25 protein-coding genes and 1 pseudogene are annotated in these 22279 nt (G+C 73.7%); 12 read left to right on the forward strand and 14 right to left on the reverse strand.

Annotation, left to right across the window (positions count from 1 at the left end):
• Positions 1–4: 4 nt before the first annotated feature.
• On the reverse strand, positions 5–817 hold the full coding sequence (locus AC1UE5_RS17140; protein ID WP_482925694.1) for a sigma-70 family RNA polymerase sigma factor: 813 nt from the start codon (positions 815–817) through the stop codon (positions 5–7).
• Positions 818–890: 73 nt separating this feature from the next.
• Here AC1UE5_RS17140 and AC1UE5_RS17145 point away from each other — a divergent pair, with 73 nt between their 5' ends.
• Complete coding sequence (locus AC1UE5_RS17145) at positions 891–1745, forward strand: SDR family NAD(P)-dependent oxidoreductase (protein WP_482925696.1); 855 nt, start codon at positions 891–893, stop codon at positions 1743–1745.
• Here AC1UE5_RS17145 and AC1UE5_RS17150 read toward each other — a convergent pair whose 3' ends face one another.
• Entirely contained in the window at positions 1746–2633 is an 888-nt protein-coding gene (locus AC1UE5_RS17150; RefSeq protein WP_482925698.1) for an alpha/beta fold hydrolase, read from the reverse strand.
• 43 nt (positions 2634–2676) lie between these two features.
• Between AC1UE5_RS17150 and AC1UE5_RS17155 the strand changes: the two genes are divergently transcribed.
• From AC1UE5_RS17155 to AC1UE5_RS17165, 3 genes are all read left to right on the forward strand, one after another.
• Positions 2677–3447 carry an SDR family NAD(P)-dependent oxidoreductase gene (locus AC1UE5_RS17155; RefSeq protein WP_482925700.1) on the forward strand — a complete coding sequence of 257 codons (771 nt, stop codon included), beginning with the start codon at positions 2677–2679 and terminating at the stop codon, positions 3445–3447.
• A gap of 71 nt (positions 3448–3518) precedes the next feature.
• Complete coding sequence (locus AC1UE5_RS17160) at positions 3519–3884, forward strand: hypothetical protein (RefSeq protein WP_482925702.1); 366 nt, start codon at positions 3519–3521, stop codon at positions 3882–3884.
• A gap of 178 nt (positions 3885–4062) precedes the next feature.
• Positions 4063–4284, forward strand: a complete 222-nt coding sequence (locus tag AC1UE5_RS17165) for a hypothetical protein (protein ID WP_482925704.1) — start codon at positions 4063–4065, stop codon at positions 4282–4284.
• A gap of 7 nt (positions 4285–4291) precedes the next feature.
• On the opposite strand, the gene AC1UE5_RS17170 is transcribed toward AC1UE5_RS17165, so the two are convergent.
• The 3 genes from AC1UE5_RS17170 to AC1UE5_RS17180 all read right to left on the reverse strand — a co-directional run bounded on the left by AC1UE5_RS17170 (position 4292) and on the right by AC1UE5_RS17180 (position 6539).
• A complete protein-coding gene (locus AC1UE5_RS17170; protein ID WP_482925706.1) occupies positions 4292–5101 on the reverse strand; it encodes an ABC transporter permease in 810 nt (269 codons plus the stop codon).
• A complete protein-coding gene (locus AC1UE5_RS17175; RefSeq protein WP_482925708.1) occupies positions 5098–5904 on the reverse strand; it encodes an ABC transporter ATP-binding protein in 807 nt (268 codons plus the stop codon). The genes AC1UE5_RS17170 and AC1UE5_RS17175 overlap by 4 nt, the downstream gene beginning before the upstream one ends.
• 95 nt (positions 5905–5999) lie before the next feature.
• A complete protein-coding gene (locus AC1UE5_RS17180) occupies positions 6000–6539 on the reverse strand; it encodes a Uma2 family endonuclease (RefSeq protein ID WP_482925710.1) in 540 nt (179 codons plus the stop codon).
• Positions 6540–6667: 128 nt separating this feature from the next.
• Here AC1UE5_RS17180 and AC1UE5_RS17185 point away from each other — a divergent pair, with 128 nt between their 5' ends.
• Together AC1UE5_RS17185 and AC1UE5_RS17190 are read left to right on the forward strand one after the other, a co-directional pair.
• Positions 6668–7357 (forward strand): GntR family transcriptional regulator, encoded by a 690-nt coding sequence (locus AC1UE5_RS17185; protein ID WP_482925712.1) that lies wholly within the window; start codon positions 6668–6670, stop codon positions 7355–7357.
• A 2-nt stretch (positions 7358–7359) separates the two neighbouring features.
• Positions 7360–8318: pseudogene (locus AC1UE5_RS17190) on the forward strand (sterol desaturase family protein).
• Here the strand turns inward: AC1UE5_RS17190 and AC1UE5_RS17195 are convergent.
• Complete coding sequence (locus AC1UE5_RS17195; protein WP_482925714.1) at positions 8230–8865, reverse strand: zinc metalloprotease; 636 nt, start codon at positions 8863–8865, stop codon at positions 8230–8232. The pseudogene AC1UE5_RS17190 and the gene AC1UE5_RS17195 sit on opposite strands and share 89 nt — an antisense overlap.
• 145 nt (positions 8866–9010) lie before the next feature.
• On the opposite strand from AC1UE5_RS17195, the gene AC1UE5_RS17200 reads away from it, so the two are divergent.
• Both AC1UE5_RS17200 and AC1UE5_RS17205 read left to right on the forward strand, forming a co-directional pair.
• Entirely contained in the window at positions 9011–9625 is a 615-nt protein-coding gene (locus AC1UE5_RS17200) for a TetR/AcrR family transcriptional regulator (RefSeq protein WP_482925716.1), read from the forward strand.
• A gap of 8 nt (positions 9626–9633) precedes the next feature.
• Positions 9634–11793 carry an acyl-CoA dehydrogenase family protein gene (locus AC1UE5_RS17205; RefSeq protein WP_482925718.1) on the forward strand — a complete coding sequence of 720 codons (2160 nt, stop codon included), beginning with the start codon at positions 9634–9636 and terminating at the stop codon, positions 11791–11793.
• On the opposite strand, the gene AC1UE5_RS17210 is transcribed toward AC1UE5_RS17205, so the two are convergent.
• Entirely contained in the window at positions 11790–12668 is an 879-nt protein-coding gene (locus AC1UE5_RS17210) for a hypothetical protein (protein ID WP_482925720.1), read from the reverse strand. The genes AC1UE5_RS17205 and AC1UE5_RS17210 overlap by 4 nt on opposite strands.
• A gap of 115 nt (positions 12669–12783) precedes the next feature.
• On the opposite strand from AC1UE5_RS17210, the gene AC1UE5_RS17215 reads away from it, so the two are divergent.
• On the forward strand, positions 12784–13377 hold the full coding sequence (locus AC1UE5_RS17215) for a cupin domain-containing protein (protein ID WP_482925722.1): 594 nt from the start codon (positions 12784–12786) through the stop codon (positions 13375–13377).
• Here the strand turns inward: AC1UE5_RS17215 and AC1UE5_RS17220 are convergent.
• Positions 13374–13943: an HXXEE domain-containing protein gene (locus AC1UE5_RS17220; protein ID WP_482925758.1), complete on the reverse strand. Its 570-nt coding sequence runs from the start codon at positions 13941–13943 to the stop codon at positions 13374–13376. The genes AC1UE5_RS17215 and AC1UE5_RS17220 overlap by 4 nt on opposite strands.
• 42 nt (positions 13944–13985) lie before the next feature.
• On the opposite strand from AC1UE5_RS17220, the gene AC1UE5_RS17225 reads away from it, so the two are divergent.
• Both AC1UE5_RS17225 and AC1UE5_RS17230 read left to right on the forward strand, forming a co-directional pair.
• A complete protein-coding gene (locus tag AC1UE5_RS17225) occupies positions 13986–16568 on the forward strand; it encodes a DEAD/DEAH box helicase (protein ID WP_482925724.1) in 2583 nt (860 codons plus the stop codon).
• A 51-nt stretch (positions 16569–16619) separates the two neighbouring features.
• The gene (locus AC1UE5_RS17230) at positions 16620–17183 is read left to right on the forward strand and encodes a hypothetical protein (protein WP_482925726.1); all 564 of its coding nucleotides are present in this window, start codon (positions 16620–16622) and stop codon (positions 17181–17183) included.
• On the opposite strand, the gene AC1UE5_RS17235 is transcribed toward AC1UE5_RS17230, so the two are convergent.
• The gene (locus AC1UE5_RS17235; protein ID WP_482925728.1) at positions 17180–17503 is read right to left on the reverse strand and encodes an antibiotic biosynthesis monooxygenase family protein; all 324 of its coding nucleotides are present in this window, start codon (positions 17501–17503) and stop codon (positions 17180–17182) included. The two genes, AC1UE5_RS17230 and AC1UE5_RS17235, sit on opposite strands and share 4 nt — an antisense overlap.
• Before the next feature lie 26 nt (positions 17504–17529).
• Positions 17530–18597: a sulfite oxidase gene (locus tag AC1UE5_RS17240; RefSeq protein WP_482925730.1), complete on the reverse strand. Its 1068-nt coding sequence runs from the start codon at positions 18595–18597 to the stop codon at positions 17530–17532.
• A gap of 61 nt (positions 18598–18658) precedes the next feature.
• Between AC1UE5_RS17240 and AC1UE5_RS17245 the strand changes: the two genes are divergently transcribed.
• Complete coding sequence (locus tag AC1UE5_RS17245) at positions 18659–19309, forward strand: peptidyl-tRNA hydrolase (protein WP_482925732.1); 651 nt, start codon at positions 18659–18661, stop codon at positions 19307–19309.
• Here the strand turns inward: AC1UE5_RS17245 and AC1UE5_RS17250 are convergent.
• Genes AC1UE5_RS17250 through AC1UE5_RS17265 form a run of 4 tightly spaced genes read right to left on the reverse strand, consistent with a single transcriptional unit; the run spans position 19284 to position 22245 of the window.
• Positions 19284–19718 carry a universal stress protein gene (locus tag AC1UE5_RS17250; RefSeq protein WP_482925734.1) on the reverse strand — a complete coding sequence of 145 codons (435 nt, stop codon included), beginning with the start codon at positions 19716–19718 and terminating at the stop codon, positions 19284–19286. The genes AC1UE5_RS17245 and AC1UE5_RS17250 overlap by 26 nt on opposite strands.
• The gene (locus AC1UE5_RS17255) at positions 19715–21220 is read right to left on the reverse strand and encodes an APC family permease (protein ID WP_482925736.1); all 1506 of its coding nucleotides are present in this window, start codon (positions 21218–21220) and stop codon (positions 19715–19717) included. Before AC1UE5_RS17255 ends, AC1UE5_RS17250 begins: the two co-directional genes overlap by 4 nt.
• Positions 21221–21229: 9 nt before the next feature.
• Positions 21230–21871 (reverse strand): response regulator, encoded by a 642-nt coding sequence (locus AC1UE5_RS17260; protein WP_482925760.1) that lies wholly within the window; start codon positions 21869–21871, stop codon positions 21230–21232.
• A gap of 5 nt (positions 21872–21876) precedes the next feature.
• Positions 21877–22245 carry a hypothetical protein gene (locus AC1UE5_RS17265; RefSeq protein WP_482925738.1) on the reverse strand — a complete coding sequence of 123 codons (369 nt, stop codon included), beginning with the start codon at positions 22243–22245 and terminating at the stop codon, positions 21877–21879.
• Between the last annotated feature and the right edge of the window lie 34 nt (positions 22246–22279).

Raw genomic sequence — 22279 nt, forward strand, 5'->3', positions numbered from 1 at the left:
AGGGTCAGGCCACGAGGTGGAACAGCGCCGCGTCGTCCGACAGCGCCTTCCGCAGCTTCTTCTTCGTCTGCCCGTGGATCTGGCAGATGCGGCTCTCCGAGACGCCCATGATGTCGCCGATCTCGTTGAGCGTGAGGTTCTTGACGTACAGCAGGACCGCGATCTCGCGCTCTCGCTGGGGGAGGTCGGCGAACGCGGTGCGAAACCGCTCCTTCGCGGCCGTCTGGCCGGCGGCGTGCTCGGGGTCGAGCGTCGTGTCGGACGACGCCAGCGTGTCCAGCCGCTCCACGTCGGTCTCGTCGTCGGAGAGCACGACCGCGTTGAGCGACGTGACGTCCGAGCGGGCGATCTCGTCGCGGCGCCGCTGCAGCTCCTTGGGCTCGATGCCCAGCGCGTCCGCGAGCTCCTGCCGGTCCGGCCGGCGGCCGTGCACGCCGTTGAAGTCCTCGACGGCCTTCTCGATGTCGCGCTCCCACCGGCGGACCGAGCGCGGCGCCCAGTCCTGGCGGCGCATCTCGTCGAGCACCGCGCCGTGGATGCGCGTCCACGCGTACTGCTCGAGCGTCGCGCCCTTCTCGGGGTCGTAGCGGTCGATCGACTGGATCATGGCCTCGAGGCCGACCGAGATGAAGTCCTCGGCCTCCACCCGCGCGGGCATCTCCCGGATCTTGCGGTACACGATGAACTTGACGAGCGGGGCGAGGGTGAGCACGAGGCGATCGCGCAAGCGCTTGTCGCCAGAGGCCTTGTACTGCCGCCAGAGAGCGTGGAGCTCCTCTGTACGGGCCTTGCGTGCGGTCTGGGTCCGGGCTGCCACGAGCTGCGATTACCCGGCGAGTGGAGTGGTGACACGAAGTCGTGACATGCGGGGCGAGGTTAGGGTCTTGCGGATGAGCATGCGCCACCTCGTCGCCGTCGTGACCGGAGCCTCCAGCGGCATCGGTGAGGCCACCGCCCGTCGCCTCGCGAAGGAGCCTGAAGCCCGACTGGTGCTGGTCGCACGGAGGGAGGACAGGCTCCGCGCGCTCGCGGCGGAGCTGGGGCCGCGCGCCAGCTACGTCGCGGTCGACCTCACCGAAGATGGCGCGCCGGAGCGCGTGAAGGCGCACCTGGAGGAGCACCACGACGGGCGCTGCACGCTGCTGGTCAACAACGCGGGCGCGTCGTGGCGCGGGACGTTCGCCGACGGCGGGGCGGAGAAGGTGCGCCGGCACATGGCGCTCAACTTCGACGCGCAGGTCGCGCTGACCGAGGCGCTGCTGCCGCTGCTGCGGGCGAGCGCGCCGGCGGCGATCGTCAACGTGTCGTCGGTCGCGGGCCGCATCGCGCGCGGCGGCGCGGGCGGCTACAGCGCGTCGAAGTTCGCGCTCGCGGGGTGGACGGACGCGCTGCACCTGGAGGAGCGGCCGCACGGCGTGCACGTCGGGCTCGTGCTGCCCGGCTTCATCGCGACGGAGGGCTTCCCGGCGAGCGAGCTGAAGGCCAAGGCGGCGACGCGGTGGCTCGTGTCGAAGCCCGAGGCGGTCGCGGAGGCGATCGTCGACGCCGGCCTGAAGGGCAAGGCCGAGCGGTACGTCCCGCGCGGCTACGCGGCGTTCGCGGTCGCGCGGATCGTCGCGCCGTCGCTCGTGCGGCGGCTGGCGGGCGGCTCGGTCGGCGCGGTGACGCTCACGAGCACCGGGGCGGACGCGGCCGACAAGGCCGCGGCACCCTCCGCGCCGCCGCACGACAAGACGCCGGCGTAGCTACGCGGCGCGGCGGAAGCGACGCGCGCGGGGTGCGACCAGCTCGTGCCACGCGCCGTCGTCCAGCCGCGCCGGCTGCGTGCTCTGCAGGAAGTCGAGCAGCACCGCGGCGAGCCCGTTCGGGTCCTCCAGGTGCGGGAAGTGGGCGGCGTGCGGGAGCGTCTGGAACGTGCTGTGCGGGATCGCCTCGTGCGCGGCGCGGCCGTGGGCGAGGGGGATGGTGTGGTCCTTCTCGCCCCACGCGATCAGCGTCGGGACGTCCTTGAGCAGGTAGAGCCGGTCGGTCGCGCTGACGCGCTGGCCGCGCACGTCGATGACGCTGCGCAGCGTCTGGAGGAACGCGCGGCGCGAGCCGGGCTCGGACAGCGGCTTGAGCGCGCGCCCGACCTGCCGCGGGCCCGGGCCGAGGCGGTGCAGCAGCGCGACGAGCCGGCGGTGCGCGGCGATCGACAGCGCGAAGTCGATGCCGGGCAGCGCCATCGTGCGCAGGAGCGGGCTGACCTCCCGGCCGAGGCCGCCGCTGCTCACCAGCGCGAGGCGCTCGACGCGGTGCGGCGCCTGCCAGAAGAACTGCATCGCGACGCCGCCGCCGAGCGAGTGCCCGACGACGCTCGCGCGGTCCACGCCGATCGCGCTCAGCAGGTCGCGGATCGAGGCCGCGTGCGCGCCGAGCGAGTAGTCGCCGCGCGGGGTCGCGGAGTCGCCGTGCCCGAGCAGGTCGGGCGCGATCACCGTGTAGCGGTCGGCCAGCTGCAGCGCCACGCGCTCCCAGTGCCGGGAGGAGTTGAGCATCCCGTGGATGAGCACGACGGGCGGGCCGCTGCCGGCGATCCGGTAGATCGCGCGGTGGCCGTGGAGGTCGATCTGCCACTCGTCGAACGCGGTCATGCGGCGTCGAACCTATCGGCTGCCGCGGCTACCGTCACGCGCAATGGATCTCGGACTGCGTGGATCGCGGGCGCTCGTCACGGGCAGCTCGCGCGGGCTGGGGCGCGCCATCGCGGCGCGCCTGATCGAGGAGGGCGCGTCGGTGGCGCTGTGCGCGCGGGACGCCGACGGCGTGGCCTCGGCGGCGGAGGAGCTGGGCGCGACGTTCGCGGCGCCCTGCGACGTGACGGACGCCGAGGCGCTGACCGCCTGGGTGCGCGACGCGGCGAGCGCGCTCGGCGGGGTCGACCTCGTGGTCGCCAACGCCGGCGGCGCGGACGGCGGTGCACGGCTGGAGCAGACCGAGGCGGAGGACTGGGCCTCGACCTTCGCGCTCAACGTCGAGCACTCGACGACGCTGACGCGCGCCGCGCTGCCGCACCTGCGCGAGTCCGACCACGCGTCGGTCGTCTTCGTCTCGTCGATCTCCGGCTTCCGCCCGCAGCCCAAGTCGCAGTACGCGGCGGCGAAGGCGGCGCTGATCCATCTCGCCGCGTCGCTGGCGCGCGAGCTCGGCCCGGACGGCGTGCGGGTGAACGCGCTCTCGCCCGGCTCGATCCTCTTCCCGGGCGGGTCGTGGGACCGGCGCTCGCGCGAGCAGGCGCAGGAGTTCCGCGCGTTCGTCGAGGCGGAGTTCCCGTTCGGCCGGCTGGGGCACGCGGAGGAGGTCGCGGACGCCGCGGCGTACCTGCTCTCCCGCCGCGCGTCGTGGGTCAGCGGGACGAACTTCGTCGTCGACGGCGCCCAGAATCAACCATCGATGGGCGGCTTCTAGGCGGGAGGCGTAGGGTCGGACGAACGGGCCCGGCCGCACGGGCCGGACCGTGGCACGAAGGAGGTCGGACGATGGCCGACCGGATCTTGATGGTCTCCTGGGGCGAGGTCGTCCGCGGCCGCGAGGAGCGGGCGCTGGAGGTGTTCGACCAGACGGTCGGGATGTACGGCCGGCTCCAGCAGCAGGGCCGCATCGAGCGGTTCGACGTGACGCTGTTCGAGCCGAACGGCGGGATGGACGGGTGCTTCCAGATCTACGGCTCCCGCGCCCAGATCGACGACGTGCGGGCGGACCTGGAGTTCCGGCGCTCGATCGCCGCCGCGACGCTGATCGTGGATGACCTGCGGCTCGTCGACGGCGTCTGCAACGAGGGCGTCGCGGAGTCGATGGGGCTGTTCCGCGAGGCGATCGCGCAGATGCCGCAGATGGCCGGCTGAACGGCCGCTTCCCGGCGCGCTGTTCGCCCGCCGGTTGGTGCGTGACGCACCGCACAACCCGGGCGGTTCGCGGGGCGACCGCCCGGGTACCCTGCGGCCAGGACGCCCCGCGAGAACGCCGGTTCCAGGCGGCTCCGGGGTGCTGTCGCTGCACCCTCTCGATGGATGGAAACCTGCCATGCCCGACCGGGCCATGGTCCTCGCGCTGATCGACGGCGCGGTGACCGACATGACCGCCGACCGCACGATGCTGATGACCCTGAGCGCCCGCTGCTGGCCGGGCCGTGACGACCGCACCGTCCCGGCCGGCCGCCACTGGATCCGCGCCTGGGGCCCGCGCCCGATGACCGCCGTCCCGCACGCGTGCGAGGACGGGGCCCGCTGCGGCTACTGCAACTGAGCCAGCCTCAGTCGTAGTCGCGGATCACCTTCACGTTCGCGGCGAGCATCAGGACGAACGCCACGGCGACGACCGCGTAGCCCAGCCCGATCTGGCCCCAGTCGAGGTCCTCCAGGATCAGCGACCGCAGGGCCTCCATCACGTAGGTGACCGGGTTGAGCGACGCCGCGACCTCCATCCCGCGCGTCAGCATGTCCCGCGGGACGAAGTTCGGCGTCAGGAAGAGCAGCGGGAAGAAGATCAGGCTGCCGGAGTTCGTCGCCGCCGCGCTGCGCGTCTTCAGCGCGATGAGCTGCATGACGCCGACGAACACGACGCTCCACCACGCGGTGAGCACGATCAGCAGGACGAACCCGAGCGGCCCGCTCGCGATGCTGATGCCGAACGGCAGCGCGATGAGCACGAGCAGCGACGCGATCAGCACGCCCTTGACCGCCTCCGCGATCAGCCGCCCGAGGACGAGCGCGCTGCGGGAGATCGGCGCCGCCCGCAGCTTGTCGAAGTAGCCGCCCTCGATGTCCTCGACGAGGAACAGCGCGGCGGTGCCGAAGCTCGCGGCGAGCAGCAGGGACGACGGGAGCTGGAACGCGCCGTAGCCCTGGCCGTTGAGGAAGTCGGTCGTCGACGACGGGAAGATCTTGCCGGCCTGGCCGACGTTGACGACCAGGAAGAAGATCGGGATGAACAGCGTGGGGAGGAGCGCCTCGGGCGTGCGCCAGCCCTCGCGCAGCGCGCGCTGGCCGAGGACCCACGCCTGGCTCGCGGTGCCCGCGGGGCGGACGGCGGTGGCAGCGACGGGTGCGGCGGCGGCGCTCATGCCGAGACCTCCTGGACGTCGCCGGCGACCTTGCTGCGGGAGCGGCCGGTCGCGTCGAGGAACACGTCGTCGAGCGTGGGCTCGTCGGCGAGGCCGAGCCGCTCGCGCAGGTGGTCCTTGAGCTGCTGCGGCGTGCCCTCGCGGATGATGCGCCCGCCGTCGATGATCGCGAGGCGGTCGCAGAGCTGGTCGGCCTCCTCGAGGTACTGCGTGGTGAGGAAGACCGTGGTGCCGCGCTGGTTGATGCGGCGCACCTCGTCCCAGACGGTGATGCGGCTGGCCGGGTCCAGGCCGGTCGTCGGCTCGTCGAGGAAGAGGACCTCCGGTTCGTGGACGAGCGCCGAGGCGAGGTCGAGGCGGCGCTTCATGCCGCCGCTGTAGCCCTTGATCTGGCGGTCGGCGGCGTCGGTCAGCTCGACGAGCTCGAGCAGCTCGTTCGCGCGCGCGGCGGCCGCCCTGGTCGTCATCCCGTACAGCCGGCCCTGGAGCGTGAGGAGCTCGCGGCCGGTCTGGCGCGGATCGAGCCCGGCCTCCTGGAGGGCGACGCCCATCCGGCGGCGCGCCTCGTCGGGCTGCGTCGCGACGTCGACGCCCGCGACGCGGGCCGCGCCGGACGTGATCGTCAGCAGCGTCGTCAGCATGCGGACGGTGGTCGACTTGCCCGCGCCGTTCGGCCCGAGGAACCCGAACACCTCGCCGCGCTCGATGCGCAGGTCGACGCCCTTGACGGCCTCCACGGTGCCGCCGCGCCCGTCGTAGGTCTTCACCAACGCCGCCGCCTCGACGGCGGCGCTGGCGATCATGGTTGCGCTCATCGTCTTCGTAGACCTCCGCCGGCGCGGGAACTCATCGCCGCACCCTCGCAGACCGCTTCCGCGCGGTCCACCGCACGGGACGGCTACTCGTCGAGGTGCGCGAAGACGTCGGCGACGGTGAAGCGGACGTCGGTGCCGGGCGGGGTCAGGACGTCGGCGCCGGTCAACGTCCGCGTGCGCCCGTACGCGCGACCGCTCGGCTGGTCGTGCACGTGCACCTGCCGCGCCGGGATGTCGACCAGCCAGCACTCGCCGACGCCCGCGTCCGCGTAGACGGGGAGCTTGCGCACCGCCTCATGCCACGGGCTCCAGATGACCTCGATGACGAGCCGCGCCGTCCTGGGGTGCCGGAACCCGTCCCGGTCGGCGAGGGCGAGGTCCGGCTCCGGCTCGGACGTCGGGCCGAGTGCGAGCGGCATCTGCACGTGCAGCACGTCGATCTCCGACACCAGCAGCTTCATCAGGGCGTGGATCGTCGACGCGTGCTCGTCCCCGTGCGGGGTCACCGAGTAGATCCGTCCGTCGACCAGCTCCACGCGAGCCTCGTCGAGCACCCCGCGCCGGACGAGCGCCTCGTACTCGTCTCGCGACATGGGCTGCTCGGCCGGCGGTGCGATGGCCATGTGAGGAACCTTACCCTTTCTCGCTGCTTCGTCATACCCCGGAGAGGGCGGCGCGGTGGAGGTGCGCCCCGCCGCCGTCCCGGCCGCCGGTTGACGCCGCGGGCGGCTAACTGGTACAACCAGTTGCGATGACTGGTTGGACCAGTGAGGCCGGGACGGTGTCCGAGCGCGTGCACGCGGTGCTGCGGGCCGGGATCCTCGACGGCACCTACGCCGCCGGGGAGGCGCTGCCGTCCGAGCGACGGCTGTCCGAGGACCTCGGCGCGAGCCGCCACGCCGTGCGCGAGGCGCTCAAGCGGCTCCAGCAGGCGAACCTCGTCGCGATCAGCCACGGCGGCGCGACGCGGGTCAAGGACTGGCGGCGGCACGGCGGGCTGGAGCTGCTGCTCGCGGTCGCCGCGGACGGGGACGCGCCGCCGGCGCTGCACGCCGTCCGCGCCGCGATGGAGATGCGCGCGTGCATCGGCGCCGACGCCGCCCGCCTCGCCGCCACCCGCGCCGACGCCGCCGCGCGCGCCGCGATCGCCGCCCGGGCCGAGGCGTTCGCCGCGCTCGAGGTGCTCGACGCGCGCAACGCGCAGTACGAGGTCCTGTGGGACCTCATCGTCGACGCGTCGGAGAACGTCGCCTACCGGCTCGCGCTCACCACGCTGGTCGGCGGGCAGAAGGTCGCGTCGGTCGACGCGGCGGCGGTGGCCGCGGAGCTCCGCGACGCGCGCGCCGTGCAGGCGCTGGCCGAGGCGATCGCCGACGCCGACCCTCGCCGCGCGCACGACCGCGCGCGCGACCTCCTCGACCGCTCGATCCCGCCGAGCTGACGATGTCCGAGGTCCTGTACTACGCGATCCCGTTCTTCGTCCTGCTGCTGGTGGTCGAGTTCCTCAGCTACCGCCACCTGGACGACGACGACCACGACCTCGTCGGCTACGATCTGGTCGACAGCCGCACGAGCCTCACGATGGGCCTGGGCAACGTGGTCATCAACGTCGGCTGGAAACTCGTCGTCGTCACGGTCTACGCCGCGCTGTACGAGCTCACGCCGCTGCGGCTCGACCCGGGCGACTGGTGGGTGTGGCCGCTGCTCTTCTTCGCCGACGACCTCGCGTACTACTGGTTCCACCGCGTCAGCCACGAGAGCCGCGTCTTCTGGGCGAGCCACGTGGTCCACCACAGCTCCCAGCACTACAACCTGAGCACCGCGCTGCGCCAGACGTGGGTGCCGATGACGTACTTCCCGTTCTGGCTGCCGCTGCCGCTGCTCGGCTTCCCGGTCTGGATGGTCCTGCTCGCCCAGTCCTGGTCGCTGATCTACCAGTTCTGGATCCACACCGAGCGCATCCAGCGCCTCCCGCGGTGGTCGAGCGGACGTTCAACACGCCGTCGCACCACCGCGTGCACCACGGCTCCAACCACCAGTACCTGGACAAGAACTACGGCGGCATCCTCATCGTGTGGGATCGGCTCTTCGGCACGTGGGAGCCCGAGGACGAGCGCGTCCGCTACGGCCTGACGAAGAACCTGGAGACCCACAACCCGATCCAGGTCGCGTTCCACGAGTACATCGCCACGTGGCGCGACTTCCGGGCCGTACGCGGCTGGCGCGACAAGGCGCAGGTGCTCTTCCGCGGCCCGGGGTGGTCCGCGGAGCACGTGCCTGCGGCGAACGCGGCGAGCGACGTGGCGCCGGCCGTCAGCCCGCGACCGAGCGCCAGCGGCAGTTCGCCTGCGGCCGCCCCGCTCCCCCGTACAGCCGCGCCGCCTCCGCGACGTCGAAGCTGAACGGGCCGCACGGGCCCATGCCGGCGTCGACGGCGTCGTCGCCGTTCTCGCAGCCGGGGATCTGCAGGTCGCTGCGCATCACCGCGCAGTCGGCCGCCTCGCCCTCGGCGTGGTGCAGGCCGAGGATGTGGCCGAGCTCGTGGACGACCAGGCGGACGCTCCACGGGTTCGGCCGGTCGCCCTCGTGGACGAGCGGCTTGCGGAGCACGATCGCGCTCGCCTTCCGCGAGTCCGGCCCGATCGTCGTCGCGAACGCGTAGCAGTGGCGGTCGGCGCAGTAGCCGTCGACGCGACGGTCGTCGGCGACGATCTCGACCTGCGCGTCGTCGGGGTCGGTCACGAGGACGATCCGGATGCCGACGTCCGCCGCGTTCCACTGCGCCACGGCGCGCTTGACCGTCACGTCCCAACCGGAGCGGTCGTGGACGCGCAGGGTGTCGCCGGGCCAGCGAGCCGGTCGCTGCTGCGCGGAGGCCAGCGCGGCGAGCATGGATCCGGCCACGACCAGGGCGACGACGAGGAGCGAAAGCGGGGGTCGTCGAAGCACTGCTCCCTTCAGGGATGGCCCGAATCGCGGGTTCTTGCGCGCAGTTCGTCACAGACCGAACCTCCGCTGGACGGTCTTGGCGCTCGTGCACAAGCGTGCATACCTTGCGAGTACCGATCTGTACCCGTAAGGTACGCGGCCAGCGATGGCGACGGCCAGGGTCGATCTACAGCGGGCGCGCATCCTCGACGCGATCACGCGCGTGGTCGCGGAGCGCGGCTACGAGGCGGCGACGGTCGCGGACATCGTGCGCGCCGCCGGCGTCTCGCGGACGACGTTCTACGAGCAGTTCGCGTCGAAGGAGGCCTGCTTCCTCGCGGCCTACGCCGACGCGTGCGACGCGCTCGACGAGCAGATCCGCGCGGCCGTCCACGCGACGCACGGCGCGGGCTGGCGCGCGCAGCTGCGGGCGGGCATCCGCGCCTACCTCGACCGGCTCCTGGCCGACGCGGCGCTCGCGCGCACGTTCCTCCACGAGGTCCACGCCGCCGGCGCCGCTGCGCTGGCCTTCCGCGACGACGCGCTGCGCCGCTTCGCCGGCCGCTACCACGCCACCTACGAGCAGGCCCGCGCGCTCGACCCGACGCTGCGCGAGCCGCCGCCCGACGCGCTGTACGTGCTGTGCGCGGGCACCGAGCAGCTCGCCGCCGCGCGGCTGCGGACGGACGGCGCCGGCGCGCTGCCCACGCTCGAGGACGTCTTCTGCGCCTGTGCCGAGGCGCTGCTGCTGCACCAAGCCCCAGAACCCGAGGAGCCCTGAGGAGGGTCATGGACCTCACGTTCACCGACGCCCAGACCGCGTTCCGCGACGAGCTGCGCGCGTGGCTCGACGCGAACCCGCCCGGCGAGGAGCCGCGCGGAGACGAGGACGAGCAGTACGCCTGGCGCCGCGACTGGCAGGCCAAGCTCCAGGACGGCGGCTGGGCCGGCGTGCACTGGCCCAAGGAGTTCGGCGGGCGCGGCGCGTCGCTGACCGAGACCGCGATCTTCTTCGAGGAGCTGGGCCGCGCGGGCGCCCCGCTGCCCGCCAACGTGCTCGGGCTCCTCCTCGCCGGCCCGACGATCATGGTGTGGGGGACGCCGGAGCAGAAGGAGCGCTACCTCGCGCCGATCCTCACCGCCGAGGAGATCTGGTGCCAGGGCTTCAGCGAGCCCGACGCCGGCTCCGACCTCGCCGCGCTGAAGACGCGCGCGGTGAAGGACGGCGACGACTGGGTCGTCACCGGGCAGAAGGTCTGGACGTCGGGCGCGCAGTACTCGAAGTGGTGCATGCTCGTGGCCCGCACCGACGGCGACGCGCCCAAGCACAAGGGCCTGACGTACTTCCTGATGGACATGGAGGCCGAGGGGATCACGGTCGCGCCGCTGCGGCAGATCACCGGGGAGGCCGAGTTCAACGAGCTGTTCCTCGACGAGGTGCGCATCCCCGACGCGAACGTTCTCGGCGGCGTCGGCAACGGCTGGAAGGTCGCGCTGACGACGCTGATGAACGAGCGCGCGGGCCTCGGGTTCTTCCTCCAGGTCCGGCTGCGCCAGCTCGTCGACCAGCTGTTCGCGGAGGCGGGCGCGAGCGGCGCGCTCGAGGACCCGCGGGTCGCCGACAAGCTCGGCGAGATGAACGTGCGGACCGAGATCCTGCGGCTGCTCGCCTGGCGCGGGCTGTCGACGATCGAGACCTACGGGCAGCCCGGACCGGAGGGCTCGCTGGTCAAGTGGCTGTGGTCCGACACCAACCAGCAGCTGACCCAGTTCGCGGCCGACGTCGTCGGCGCGGACGCGCTCACGGCCGGCACGCCGTGGTCCTACGAGCTGCTCCGCTCGCGTGGCAACACGATCGAGGGCGGCACCACCGAGATCCTGAAGAACATCGTCGCCGAGCGGGTCATGGGCCTGCCGCGGGCGGCGCGCCTAGGGGGCGTTGCGCAGATGCGTTTCCATCTCTCCGAAGATCAGCGCGAGATCCAGCGCACGGCGAAGGACCTCCTGGCGACGCGGTCGTCGTGGGAGCGCGTGCGCACGCACGCGGAGGCCGGCCGGTACGACGACGCGCTGTGGCGGGAGCTGGGCGAGCTGGGCTGGCCCGGCATCGCCGTGAGCGAGGACTTCGGCGGCCAGGGTCTGGGTGTCGTGGAGCTGGCGGTCCTCGTCGAGGAGCTCGGCTACGCGAGCGCGGTCGTGCCGTTCCTCGGCTCGGTGCTCGCCGCGGGCGCGCTCGAGGCGGCCGGCTCGGACGAGCAGAAGGCGCGCTGGCTGCCGGGGCTCGCGTCGGGTGAGCTGCGGGGCGCGCTGGGCGCCGCCGGGCAGCTGATCCCGGACGCGGCGGGCGCCGACGTCGTGGTCGTCGTGGACGTCGCGGCGCGGACCGCGACCGTGGTGACCGGCGACGCCGTCGAGGTGGTCGACGCGGTCGATCCCACCCGGCGGTTCGGCAAGGTCGCGACCGGCGGGGAGGACCTGCCGGGCGACGCCGGCGCCGCGATCGACCGCGCGCTCGTCGCGATCTCCGCGGACCTCGTCGGCGTCATGCAGCGCGGCCTCGACATGACCGTCGAGTACGTCAAGGAGCGCAAGCAGTTCGGCGTCCCGGTCGGCTCGTTCCAGGCCGTGCAGCACAAGGCGGCGGAGATGCTGCTCAACGTCGAGGCGGGCCGCGCGGCGACGCTGTACGCGGCGTGGACGGCGGACGCCGAGCCGGCGTCGCTCCCGGGGGCCGCCGCGATGGCCAAGGCGTGGACGTCCGACGCCGGGCGCTCGGCGACGGCGTCCGCGATCCAGCTGCACGGCGGCATCGGGTTCACCTGGGAGGCCGACGTGCACTGGCTCTACAAGCGCGCGCAGCTCGACGCGGCGCTGCTCGGCGGGGCCGGGACGCACCGCGCGCGGGTCGCGCGGCTGCGGGCGCAGGTCGCGGCGGGCACGCCGGCCTAGCGGACGTCGGGGCGCGGCGGCGCGATCTCCGCCAGTGCCTCCCTGAGGATCGCGTACCGGAGCTGGGTCAGCTGGCTCTGGTACGCGTCCTCGATCGCCGCGACCGTCCCGCGGAACGTCGCCATCGCGCTCAGCCCGAGCTCGGTGTAGCTGAGCGCCTCGTCCTCGACCGCGACGAACCGGGTGGGGAGCATCAGTTCGTCGAGGACCGCCTGGAGCGCCGCCACGGGGAGCCCGCTGCGCTCGCGGATCTCGGCCAGCGGCGTGCCGCGCTCGTCGAGGTACTGCAGGACGAGGTCGATCGCGGGCGTGATCTGGATCGGGGCGGGCTCGAACATCCGGCGCTCGGTCAGGCGGCGCATGAAGTCGTCGCGCGCGTCGCGCAGGAGCTGGCCGACGTTCCGCGGGACGTCGAGGTCCGGGCGCGGGGCCAGCTCCGCCAGCGCCTCCTTGGTCGTCGCGTACCGGACCGGATCGAGCTTGGCGAGGTACGTCTGCTCGATCGCGGCCTGCGTGCGGCGCATGCTCGCGAACGCGCTGCGGCCGATCGCGGTGTAGTGGAGGTCGCCGCCGTCCACGGTGAGGTAGCTGGTGGCGAGGGGCGTGTCGGTGACGATCGCGTCGAACGCCGCGCGTGGGAGGCCGCTGCGCCGCAGGATCGTCGCGACCGGGGTTCCCGTGGGGTCGAGGTAGCGCAGGACCAGCTCCTGCGCCGGGGCAATGATCGCGGGGGCGGCGGCGAACATCCGGCGCTCGTTCATCCGCCGCAGGTAGTCGTCGCGCGCGTCGCGCAGCAGCTGGCCGATGTGGCGCGGGTCGCGCGGGGTCTGCGGGGGCGTGGAGGTGTCGGGGCGGTCGGGGGCGCAGGCGGTCATGGCGGCGACCGTAGTGGCACGCCGCCGCTCCTCACAACCCCGGATCGCGCGCCTCAGGGGGATGTTGGGGGAACCTCCCCATGCCCCGGCTCCGGCCGGGGTGGAGGATCGCTCCATGAAGATCGACTTCGAGGTCGGGACGGTGCTCTTCAACCCCTTGACGGGGGAGCTCGGGCGCACCGTCGAACGGACGGACGAGCGCCTGGTCTGCGAGCTGATCGCGACGCCGGGCGCGCGCGTGTCGGGGGCGCACCACCACCCCGGGATGGACGAGCACTTCGAGATCCTCGGCGGCTCGCTCGGCTACCGCATCGGCGACGAGACCGGCGTGCTCGGCGCGGGCGAGGAGCGCACGGTCCCGCGCGGCGTCGTCCACGACTGGTGGAACGCCGGCGACGGCGAGCTCCACGCGCGCGTGACGGTCACGCCGCCGACGCAGTTCGCGGAGGCGATCGCGGTCGCGTGGGGCCTGGCCGTCCTCGGGCGGACGAACGCGAAGGGCATGCCGCGTCCGCTGGACGCGGCGCTCCTCCTCGAGGAGTTCGCAGACACGCTGGTCTTCGAGAAGCCGCCGGTCGTCGTGCAGCGCGCGCTGGTCCGCACGCTCGCGCCGGTCGCCCGCCGTCTCGGCCGCACCCTCGACGACGAGGCGCTCTACCGCGCCGCGATCGTGCCGAACGACCGCTGGCCCGCTGCGGCGCCCGCCTAGCGCCGGGCGCGCAGGCGCGCCTTCATGGCGACCGGCAGCGCCGCGAACGCCAGGCCGGCCGCCGCGGCGACGGCCGTCTCACGACGGGAGAGCGGGCGCGTGCGCGCCAGCCACCGCGCGCCCGCGGCGACGTGGGGGAGCATGAGCACGGTCGCGGTGAGCGCACCTGGGTTGTACGCCCGCTCCCGCACCGCCGTCGACGTGTGCATGAGCGCGTTGCCGGCTTCCAGGCACAGGACGCCCGCGGCCACCGCCGGCGTCCGGCGCCACAGGGCGGCGGCAGCCAGCGCGCTGAGCCACCCGGCCGTGACGTTGACGTGGAAGCCCAGGCGCGGGGTCAGCGGCCACGCCGGTTCGGGACTCCCGAGCAGCCGCTGGTTGCAGAACGCGAGGAACCCGCCTGGCCACACCCACTCCTCGGTCTGATGGGCGACGAGGATCGGGAAGGCGAGCGCGGCCACCCAGGCGCCGTCGGCGGCGACGTCCTCGCGCCGCGCGGCGATCAGCGTCCAGGCCGGCAGTGTGAGCGCGGCGGCGGCCACCGGCCACCGTCCGTCGGTCGGCATCGTCACGCCGGTGAGTGTCCCACGCGGGTACCGTGGCGGGTGATGGCCACCCTCGTCGACGCGCTGCCCGACACCACCGACGCCGACGCGCTGTACGAGGCGTTCGTCGCATGGACGAGCGAGACGGGCCTCAGCCTCTATCCGCACCAGGAGGAGGCGGCGATCGAGCTGTTCGACGGGAACAACGTCGTGCTCGCGACGCCGACGGGCTCCGGCAAGTCGATGGTCGCGGTCGCGGCGCACTTCGCGGCGCTGGCGCACGACGAGCGCACGTTCTACACCGCGCCGATCAAGGCGCTGGTGAGCGAGAAGTTCTTCCAGCTGTGCGCGACGTTCGGGGCCGAGAACGTCGGGATGCTCACCGGCGACGCCGCCGTCAACGCCGATGCGCCGATCGTCGCCTGCACCGCCGAGGTGCTCGCGAACATCGCGCTGCGCGAGGGCCGGCGGGCGGACATCGGGCAGGTCGTGATGGACGAGTTCCACTTCTACGCCGACGGGCAGCGCGGGTGGGCGTGGCAGGTGCCGCTGCTGTGCCTGCCGCAGGCGCAGTTCCTGCTCATGTCGGCCACGCTCGGCGACGTCGAGAAGATCACCACCGACCTCACGCGCCGGACGCAGCGCGAGACGGCGCTGATCGACGACGCCGAGCGCCCCGTGCCGCTGACGTACCGCTACTCGCTCGAGCCGCTGCACGAGCTGCTGGAGGAGCTGAGCGCGACCGACCAGACGCCCGCCTACATCGTCCACTTCACCCAGGCGAGCGCGATGGAGCGCGCGCAGTCGCTGCTGTCGGCGAAGCTCTGCACGAAGGAGGAGCGGGAGCTGATCGCGGCGAAGGTCGGCGCCTTCCGGTTCTCCGCGGGGTTCGGCAAGACGCTCGCCAAGCTCGTCCGCGCCGGAGTGGGCGTCCACCACGCAGGGATGCTCCCGCGGTACCGCCGGCTGGTCGAGCAGCTCGCGCAGGAGGGCCTGCTGAAGGTCATCTGCGGCACGGACACGCTCGGGGTCGGCATCAACGTCCCCATCCGGACGGTCGTCTTCACCGGCCTGGCGAAGTTCGACGGGACGAAGTTCCGGCTGCTCAAGGCGCGCGAGTTCCACCAGATCGCGGGCCGCGCTGGGCGCGCCGGGTTCGACACCGCCGGGTACGTCGTCGTGCAGGCGCCCGAGCACGTGATCGAGCGCCAGAAGGCGCTGCAGAAGGCCGGCGACGACCCGAAGAAGAAGCGCAAGGTCCAGGTCAAGAAGCCGCCGGAGGGGACGGTGGTGTGGACCGAGGAGACGTTCGAGCGGCTCAAGACCGCGCAGCCCGAGGCGCTCGTCTCGCGCATGCGCGTCGACCACGCGATGATCCTCAACGTCGTCAACCAGCCCGGCGACGCCGTCGAGGCGATGCGCGCGCTGATGGAGGACAACCACGAGGACGAGCGCGGGCGGACGCGGCTGACCGAGCAGGCGCGGGCGCTCGGCGACGAGCTCGTCGAGGCCGGCGTCCTGGAGTGGCTGCCCGAGCCCGACGAGGACGGCCGCGTGCTGCGGCTGGCGATCGAGCTGCAGGAGAACTTCGCGCTCAACCAGCCGCTCGCGTCGTTCGCGCTGGCCGCGTTCGACCTGCTCGACCCCGAGTCCGAGACGCACGCGCTCGACGTCCTGAGCGTCGTCGAGGCCATCCTCGACGACCCGTTCCCGGTGTTGCGCGCGCAGGCCAACGAGGCAAAGGGCGAGGCGGTCGCGGCGATGAAGGCCGAGGGGATCGAGTACGACGAGCGGATGGAGCTGCTCGAGGAGGTCACGTACCCCAAGCCGCTCGACGAGCCGCTGCGTCGCGCGCTGGACGTGTACCGCGAGACGCACCCGTGGGTTCGCGAGACCGACCTCTCGCCCAAGTCGGTCGTGCGCGACATGTACGAGCAGGGCTTCACGTTCACCGAGCTGATCGCGCACTACTCGCTGGCGCGGAGCGAAGGCCTCGTGCTGCGGTACCTCACCGACGTCTACCGCGCGCTGCGCCAGACGGTGCCCGAGGCGCTGCGGGGCGAGGAGCTCGACGAGATCATCGAGTGGCTGGGCGAGACGGTGCGGCAGACCGACTCGTCGCTGCTCGACGAGTGGGAGGCGCTGACCGACCCGGACGCGGTCGCCCGCGCCGCCGAGGACGCCGCCGCCGGCGCGCCGCCTCCGCCGCCGCGCCCGATCACCGGCAACGCGCGCGCGTTCACCGTGATGATCCGCAACGCGATGTTCCAGAAGGTGCAGCTCGCCGCGCGCGACCGGTTCGGCGAGCTGGCGGCGCTGGACGCGGCCGCGGGCGCGGCGTCCGATCCGCCGCAGCGGCCGGCGATGACCGCCGCGGCGTGGGAGGACGCGCTCGGCGCGTACTGGGACGAGCACGAGGAGATCCTCACCGGGCCCGAGGCCCGCTCGCCCGCGCTGCTGATGATCGACCGCAGCGGCGGTCCCGCGGGCGCCGGCCACTGGCACGTTCGCCAGATCATCGCCGACCCCGAAGGCGACCACGACTTCGCGATCGTCGCGGTCGTCGACCTCGACGCGTCCGACGCGGCGGGGGAGCCGGTGGTGCGGACGGAGTCGTTCGCGCAGGCCGGCCTCGGCGCGACCTGACGCGCGCGGCGGGCGGTTCGAACCGAGGCACGCTCGTAGCCTGGCGGCGCGATGGCGCGTGCGAGGCGGGAGCTGGAGGTCGTGTTCGAGAAGGGGTCGCCGCGGTTCCCAGGGATCGCGCGGCGGTACCGGTCGGTGCTGACGCGCGCGGACGGCGCGCAGGTCGCGATGGAGGGCGGCTCGTGGAACAGGGTCGGCGGGCCGGCGGGCGAGGTGCCGCACGACATCGCGCACCTCGTCGTGGAGTCGGAGCTGGGCCTCGCGCGCGGAGTGTGGGGCGTGCTCGCGGCCGGCGGTCTGTTCGGCGGCGCGGAGCTGGTCGGGCGCAAGAAGCCGCACGCATCGGCGCGCGGGAAGGAGATCCTCGCGGCGTCGGTCGAGGAGCTCAACCAGGCGGAGGTCCTCACGCGCGCCGTCTGCGGCTTCGCGCTCTCCGGCTCCCGCGACGTCGACGCGCTCCGCCGCCACGCGGGCGCGCGGTGGTGGACGGAGACGGCGACCCGTGAGGCGCTGGAGCGCTGCACCGCGCGCCTGCACGACGAGGGCGCGCGCTGGGCCGCGCTCCCGCCCGGCGGGACGCGCACCCTCCACTGGCCCGCCGCGCTGACCGCCTAGGCGGCGGGGGCCGCCGGCTCCTCGATCTCGAGGACGTCGAACGACCAGATCTCCGACGCGGTGCCGACCGGGCCCTCGGTGCGGTGCTGCGCGTGACCGGCGCGGAAGTCGTCGGAGCGGACCCAGGCCTGGAAGGACTCCTCGGAGTCCCAGCGGGTGATGACGAGGCAGATCTCGCGGTCGTCGTTCGGGCGCAGGAGCTCGAAGTGCTCGAAGCCCGGCTGGGCGGAGACCTTGCCGGCGCGGGCGGCGAAGCGGCGCTCGAACTCCTCGAAGCGCTCGCGCGGGACGGTGATGGCGTTGATCTTGACGATGCTCACGCGACGGGAGCCTAGGGCGGCCGAGCTCAGCGCACGGTGACGGGCACGCGCTGCGGCTCGGTGTTCGCGTACCCGCCGACGTTCCAGGCGCCGACGTCCGGCTGCACGCGCCCCGACGCGTCGCGCGCGCGGCAGGCCAGCACGTACTCGCCGGGCGCGGCGTCCCACAGGGCACGCCACGACGACCACGCGCGCGGCGACGGGCCAGGCTCGACCGCGGTGTCCGCCCACGTCTCGCCGCCGTCGATGCTCACGTCGACCGACACGATCGGCGCCCAGCCCGACCACGCGCGGCCGAACAGCTCGACCGGTCCGGCGTCGACGAACCGCCGGCGCGTCATGAAGTCCGGGATGCCGGGCGGCACGAGCAGCGCGCGCGGCTCGATGCGCGTGACCGGCTCGCCCGGGTCGTCCTCCGAGGTGCGCAGGCGGTAGCCGCGCGCGTTCTGGTAGCCGGTGAACGGCGCGTCGAGCACGGTGATGCGCGACAGCCACTTGACGCTCGTCATCCCGTACCAACCCGGGACGATCAGCCGGAGGGGGAACCCGTGCTGCGGCGGGAGCGGCATCCCGTTCACCGCGAACGCGAGCAGGACGTCGTCGGCCAGCGCCTCGTCGAGCGGGAGCGCGCGCTCGTAGGTCTGCTCGACCCCGCCCTCGATCCCGCGGTCCAGCCCGCTGAACAGGACCTCGACCGCACCCTCGCGCACGCCGGCCTCCTCGAGCACCGCGCGCAGCGGCACGCCCGTCCACTCCGCGTTCCCGACCGCCTCCAGCAGCCACGGCTGCGAGACCGGCCGCGGCGCCATGCGGGCGCGGCCGTTGCCGGCGCACTCCATCGTCACGGTCTGGGTGCGGACGTCGCCGCGGCCCCGCAGGTCGGCCAGCGACAGCGACAGCGGCCGCTCGACCAGCCCGCCGATCCCCAGGCCCCACGCGGCCTCGCGGACGACCGGGATGTCGTAGTGCGTCAGCAGGTAGTGCAGGCCGACCGGCGTGACGTCGTGGCGCAGCGCCTCGAGCGGCAGCCCGTGGTTGCGCGCGGCGAGCTGCAGCTCCTCCGTCGTGATGCCGGGCTGCGCCTCGACGGCCATGCGGCCAACGCTACCGCGCCGCGCGGCCGTGCGACGCGGGTGGTGGGTACGGTGGTGCGCCGTGAGCCCGGAAGACGATCCGTACCGGATGTACCTCGTCCTGCGCCGCGGGGCGATCCCGTCGCTCGCGCGGGCGGGGGAGCTGGCGGGCGCCGCGGCCGTCGCCTGCGTGCGCGCGGCCGCTGCCGACCCCGAGACCGCGCCGGCGCTCGCCGCGTGGAAGCAGCGGCCGGGCAAGGTCTGTCTGCGCGCGCGCAACCCCGGCCAGTGGGAGCAGGTCCGCGAGCTGCCGCACGCGCTCGCCGGCGACGACCCCGACGGGGAGGCCGTGCTCGCGCTCCCGCCCCGCCGCCGCTCCGAGCGCGGCCCGCTGCTGGAGAAGCTGCAGGCGATGAGCGGCGCGCTGGAGGAGCTGCCGGCGCGGCTGCCGGAGGACGCGCCGCCGAAGCCCGTGACCTACCTCGTCAACCCGCGCCTGGAGATGAGCACCGGCAAGACCATCGCCCAGATCGCCCACGCGGCGACCGGCGCGGCGGGCACGGGCGCGCTGGAGCCGTGGGTCGCGGCCGGCTGCCCGGCGCACGTCCTCTCCCCGCCGCCCGCGCAGTTCGACGCGATGTGCACCCGCAGCGACCTCGCGGCCCGCGTCGTCGACGCCGGGCTGACCGAGGTGCCGCCGGGGACGGTCACGGTCCTGGCAGTGGCGCGCTAGCCGGCACCACCAGCACCGGCAGCGGCGAGATCTGCAGGAGCTTGTGGGGCGTGGAGCCGAGGATCGCGCCGCGCAGCGGCGACTCGCCGTAGGTGCCGACCGCGATGAGGCGGGCGGCCCGCTCCTCCGCGACCTGCACGAGCGCGCGGGCGGGGCGGTCGCGGACGAGCGCGACCGACGCCTGTGCGCCGAGCTCGCGCGCGCGGGTGAGCGCTGCCGACGTCAGACGCGAGCCGACCTCCTCCAGCGCCGCCTCGTGCGCGCCCAGCTCCTCGCCGACGCCCGCGTCCGGCGGGCGGACGCCGTAGACGATCACCACGTCCTCCTCATAGCGGACCGCCAGCTCGCACGCGGCGTCCAGCGCGGCGGCCGCGGCGGGCGAGGCGTCGAAGCCGACGACGATCGTCATCGCGGCAGGGCCTCCGGGGGTGCGGTGGAAGGGCGGATCGACCAGTACGACGCCGGGCCGCGGACCCGCCAGATCAGCATCAGCACGACGCCGAGGAGCATGAAGCCGAGGCCGATCACGAGCGGCGGGCCGAGCCCGAACCACGCCACGCCGGTGTAGGAGTTCGCCGGGTCGGCCTGGTCGCCGATGGATTCGACGAGCAGCCACCCCAGCAGCCCGGCGCCGATCAGCGGGCCGACGCCGACGAGCAGGAACGTGCGCACGTCGCGCAGCAGCAGCCGGCGGTAGAAGACCGCGCACGCGATGCCGGTCAGCGCGTAGTAGAAGGCGATCATCAGCGCCAGCGCGGTGAGCGAGTCGAAGAGCGCGTTCTCGCTGATGAGGTTCGCGCCGACGTACCAGACGATGGCCAGGCCGCCGACCGCCCACGTCGACACGTCCGGCGTCTGGAAGCGCGGGTTGATGCGGCGGAAGATCGCGGGGAACGCGCCACGCCGCGCCATCGACAGGCCGGTCCGCGAGGCGGGGAGGATCGTCGTCTGCGTCGACGCCAGCGCGCTCGTCGCCACCGCGAGCAGCACGACCCAGTCCCAGCCGCCCATGACGTCGGTCGCGACGAGGGCGAAGATCTTCTCCTCCTCGTCCGCGCGGTCGGCGAGGAAGTCCGGCCCCGCGAACGCGACGACCGCGAACGCGACCGACAGGTACGTGCCGAGCAGCAGCACCGTCGAGAGCACCGCGGCGCGGCCCGGCGTGGTGTCGGAGTCAACGGTCTCCTCGGCGAGGTTGACGCTCGACTCCCAGCCCCAGTACGCGAACACGCCGAGCAGCAGGCCCGCCGTCAGCGCCGCGCCGCCCGCCTCGAACGGGTTCAGCCACGACAGCGCCGGGTCGACCGAACCGGGCCCCGCGTCGCCCGCCGCGACCTTCCACAGCGCGACCACCGCGAGCGCGAGCAGCGACACGATCTGGGCGATGATCAGCACGTTCTGCAGGTGCGCGGACAGCTCGGTCCCGAGCACGCAGACGACGGTCATCACGACGATGATCACGACCGCCAGGGCGATCACGGTCCACTTCGACTCGGCGGCCGAGTCGAGCCCGAGCGTCAGCAGCCCGAACCGCGCGGCGACGTCGGCCAGCGACCCGATCACGAGGATGCCGGTCGTGCAGATCGCCCAGCCGCCGAGCCACCCGACCCACGGCCCCATCGCGCGGGTCACCCACGAGAACGTCGTGCCGCAGTCGGGGTCGGTGCGGTTGAGGAAGTAGAAGGCCGACGCGATGAGGAACATCGGCACGAACGATGCGAGCAGCACGCCGGGCGCAGCGGTGCCGACGATCGCGACCGTCGCGCCGATGATCGCCGCCAGCGAGTAGGCCGGCGAGGTCGACGCGAGCCCGATCACGAGCGCGTCGACGAACCCGATCGCTCCGGCCTTCAGGCCGGGTTCGGGTGTGGTGTCCTCAGGGGCCGCGGGAGCGGGCGGGGCAGCGCTCACGCGCCGACCCTAGTAGATGACGCCGCGGCGCATGGCCTCCGCGACCGCGGCCGCGCGGTCCGAGACGCCGAGCTTGCGGTAGACGTGCTCGAGGTGGGTCTTGATGGTGGAGGGGGAGAGGTGGAGCGTCTTCGCCATCGCCGGGACCGAGGCGCCGTCGGCGACGAGCGTGAGGATCTCGCGCTCGCGGGCGGACAGCGCCGGGCGGTCGTCCTCGGTGCGCATGCGGATGCCCTCGGCGACCGCGTCCTGGGCGTCGGGGGCGATCACGGTCTCGCCGCGGGAGACCGCCAGGATCGCGTCGGTGAGCGCCGCGGGCTCGGTGAGCTTGGACAGGACGCCCGCCGCGCCGAGCTGCAGCGCGCGGTAGACGGCGTCGCTCTCCAGGTGGCCGGACAGGAGGATCACCTTCGTCGGCAGGCCCTCCTGGGTCACCGCGTCGGCGAGCTGGGTGCCGTCGAGCCCCGGCATCCGCAGGTCGACGAGCGCGATGTCGGGCTTCAGCGCGCGGAGCGCCGCGAGCGCGGTGCGGCCGTCCTGCGCCTCCCCGGCGAGCGTCAGCTGCGGGTGCATCTGGATCGCGCGCACGATGCTCGCGCGGAACATCGGGTGGTCGTCGGCCGTGAAGACCGAGATCGGCTCCCCGCTGATCCCGCTCACCTCAGGCACGCGTAGGCGGTGCCGCCGTCGGCGACGGCGAGGACGGTGCGGGCCAGGTCGTCGGCCGACGCGGCCCGCGCGACGCACCCGCGCGCGCCGCGGGCCAGGGCGTCGACCGCGGACTGCGGGTCGGCCTCCGTGTACAGGAGGACGACGCCCACGCCGTCGCCGACCAGCCGCTGGCAGACCTCCGTGCACTCGGACGCCACGACCGCGACGGCGGGGGCGCCGGCGGCGAGCCGGTCGAGCGCGGCGGCGGTCCCGTCGAGCGGCGGCCAGACCTCGAGGCGCGCCTCGCGGCCCAGGGCACGGGCGATCATGGCCCTCCACAGGGGGTCAGGCTCGACCACGAGGACCTCGCTCATCGCACAGATCATCGGCGCGCGGCCCGCGCGCGAG

It is taken from the genome of Parviterribacter multiflagellatus (assembly GCF_056863265.1).